General features: G+C 54.5%; 2 protein-coding genes. Both read left to right on the forward strand.

Features of this window, described 5'->3' with window-relative positions; translation table 11 throughout:
- Window positions 1-522: 522 nt before the first annotated feature.
- Entirely contained in the window at window positions 523-2,139 is a 1,617-nt protein-coding gene (dcuS, locus tag V6C07_RS01520) for a DcuS/MalK family sensor histidine kinase (protein WP_333534631.1), read from the forward strand.
- A gap of 19 nt (window positions 2,140-2,158) precedes the next feature.
- Complete coding sequence (locus tag V6C07_RS01525; RefSeq protein ID WP_333534632.1) at window positions 2,159-2,836, forward strand: response regulator; 678 nt, start codon at window positions 2,159-2,161, stop codon at window positions 2,834-2,836.
- Window positions 2,837-3,274 lie beyond the last annotated feature (438 nt).

Raw genomic sequence — 3,274 nt, forward strand, 5'->3', positions numbered from 1 at the left:
TGGCGGCTGCGTGAGCAGACGTTCGCTACGGAGGCGTAAGCGCAGTTTATCTGCGCGGTTAAACGCCGAAGTGAGCGTGCCTTAAACTTTGAGAATGTATATTCTCAAAGTTAATCTGCTCTAATGCCCGGTCTGCCAGTTTGATTCGGAAAAAACTGTTCTTCAGCAGTTCTTTTATCCTGCCGGCTGTACCGAAAAACCTTTTTACTCCGGCCATGCGCGACATGTGCATGCCTTTTCCGTAAAAAGCGTTTTTTCTTGCCCTTGCGCAGAGTCTTTTATCCGGGGCGCTGTGATTTTAAGAATGCCAGTTCTCAAGATCACACGACGCCGCTTCAGCGTGCAGCCGCGTAATCAGGCAAGAGGGCAGGCAAGCGGCGCTGCTGCCTGTATCCGCAAGCCCTTCGGCAAGGGCAAAAACTCACTTGCGCCTTCATGGCGAGGGCCTGCTCATGCAGCCGCGGAGCCTTTGTAACGTGGCACTGCCCCAGAACCAGCACCCAAGCAACGGCAGATATTCTGATGGACTTCATTAAAAACAACAGCCTGTTCATCAGGCTGGTGATCATGGTCAGTCTGGCTCTTTGCCCACCCATATTGTTGAGCCACCTGGCCGGGTCGTATTTTATCAGTAAATACGGCTTTGAGCAGGCGGAGCAGACAGTCGCCAATGTGGCCCAGCTTACGGCGGAATCCTCGGCGGTTATTGAGGGCATGGCGTCGCCGCGCGGTGAAGCCTGGAAGCAGATGACAGATTTTATCAGCATGCTGACCAGCGTTTCCGGGGTCAAGTTCATCGTGCTGATCGATATGAACGGCAACAGGATTTACCATCCCGAGGCGCAAAAAATCGGCGCGCATGTGGTGGGGGGCGACGAGGGCGAAGCCCTGAAGGGTAAAACCTATATATCTTCGGCCCGTGGCACGTTCGGTTTTTCTCAGCGGGCCTTTCGCCCGGTATACGCCGAAGACGGGCGACAGGCGGGCGCTGTTATCGTGGGCATCATGTCGCGCGATATTGAAAACAACGTGGCGCGGCTCACCAGTCCCATGACATGGCTGTTCGGCCTGTCGCTGATAACCGGCCTTGTGCTGGCGGTGCTGCTTTCGCGCAAGATAAAGAAAATTCTCTTCGGGCTGGAGCCGCATCAGATCGCCCGCATGCTTGAAGAGCGCAATGCCATTCTCAGCACAGTGCGCGAGGGCATCATTGCCATCAACAGCAACAGCCGACTTGTGGTCGTCAATGAAATGGCTGAAAAAATCCTGCGCACGGCGGGGGTCAAGGGAGAGTTGCTGGGCCGCCCTGTTCAGGAGGTCGTGCCTTCAACACGGCTTGACGCCATCCTCAGGCAGGGAAAGCCGGAATATGACCGTGAGCAGAATATCAACGGCCTGATTATCATGACCAACCGCGCTCCGGTCATAATCCAGGGCAAGACCGTGGGCGCGGTTGCCACGTTCAGGGACCTGACGGAAATACGCGTTCAGGCGGAGCGGCTGACCGGGCTGCGCAATTATGCCGAAGCCCTCCGCTCACGGTCGCACGAGTATCTGAACAAGCTGCACGTTATTTCCGGCCTGCTGAACAACCGCTGCTATAAAGAACTTGAAGGGTATCTGTCGGACATCATTGGCAGCAAGGTGCGTGAAATTTCAAGCATCAAGGCCAATGTCAGGGAGCCTGTGGTGGTGGGGCTTCTGGAGAGCAAGTTCAGCCGGGCCAATGAGCTTGGCGTCACGCTGTCCATCGGCGGCGACGGCATTATCCCGCCGCTTTCCTCCAGGGGTGGGCATGCCCTTGTGACCGTACTCGGCAACCTTGTGGACAATGCTTTTGACGCTGTTATCTCCACTGATGAAAAACATATTCACCTTAATGTTCACAGCGATGCCTCAAGGCTTGTCATAAGCGTCAGCGATACCGGACACGGCATTGATGAAAACCACCTGCAAAAGATTTTCAACAAGGAATTTTCAACCAAGGGCGCGGGGCGCGGCATCGGCCTTTACATGCTGCTGCTGACGCTTGATGAACTGGACGGTTCTGTGGAGATAGACTCACATGTGGGGCAGGGGGCGACCTTTACGGTTTCCGTTCCCCTTGCCGGACTCATGAGAGAAAGCGGCCCGCAATGAGCCTTGCTGGAGAGCCGGAATGATACATACAATCATCGTTGAGGACGATCCTATGGTGGCCGGACTGGCCGCGGGCTATCTTGAGCGTGTCGAGGGCTTCCGCCTGGAGCACGTTGCCCGTTCGGGCGAGGAGGCCCTGGATCTGCTGCGTACAAGCCATGTGGATCTGACGCTTCTTGATGTCTTCATGCCGGGCATGAACGGTATGGAACTGCTGCGCATCATCAAGAGCCGCTTTGTCCATTCGGATGTGATCATGATTACGGCGGCCCGGAACAGCGAGGACATCCTTACCGCCCTTCGTCTGGGCGTGGCGGACTATATCGTCAAGCCGTTCACTTTCGAGCGCTTTCGGGAATCCATGCTGCAATTTTATGAAAAGCGCCGCCTGCTCATGTCTCCCGAGGCGCCGCTGACCCAGGATGTTCTGGACAGGCGGATATTCGTTAAAAAAGCCGATGGGCCAGCAGCCGGACGCCCCAAGGGCATTGATTCGCAAACGCTGGAAAATATTGTGTCTATCTTGAAGGATTGCACAAAGCCGTTCAGTCTCAAGGATATTGAGCTGCTGTCGGGCATTTCGCGCATTTCGTTGAAGAAGTATTTTGACTATCTGGCGGAAACCGGCAGGCTGGGCAGCTTCAAGGATTACGGCGGCCCCGGGCGCCCGGCAACCCTGTACAACTGGATAGGTTAAAGCGGAATCGGTTTTTTAGAGCATTTTAACTTTGAAAAAGTGTAAATACTCTAAGCAGTGTCGTCACGAGATGAATTTCCTTGGTATATCAAGGAGAGCGAGCCTTTTATGCAGGGAGTGTACTCTTATGGTACTCGACCGGAATAAAAGGCGAAGTTCGACGCAGAGATACCGGGAAAGGCGCTCGTGACGACACTGCCTAACGCTGCACGAAAGTGCAGTGCGCCACAATGTGGCGTGGATCCCGCCGAAAATCGCATTTTCCGGCGGGATGAAAACTTTGAAATGTGAAGCATTTCAAAGTTGATCTCCATCTAGAGCAGATTAACTTTGAGAATATACATTCTCAAAGTTTAAGGCACGCTCACTTCGGCGTTTAACCGCGCAGATAAACTGCGCTTACGCCTCCGTAGCGAACGTCTGCTCACGCAGCCGCCA

It is taken from the genome of Desulfovibrio sp. 1214_IL3152, from assembly GCF_036763055.1.
Lineage (GTDB): Bacteria > Desulfobacterota > Desulfovibrionia > Desulfovibrionales > Desulfovibrionaceae > Desulfovibrio.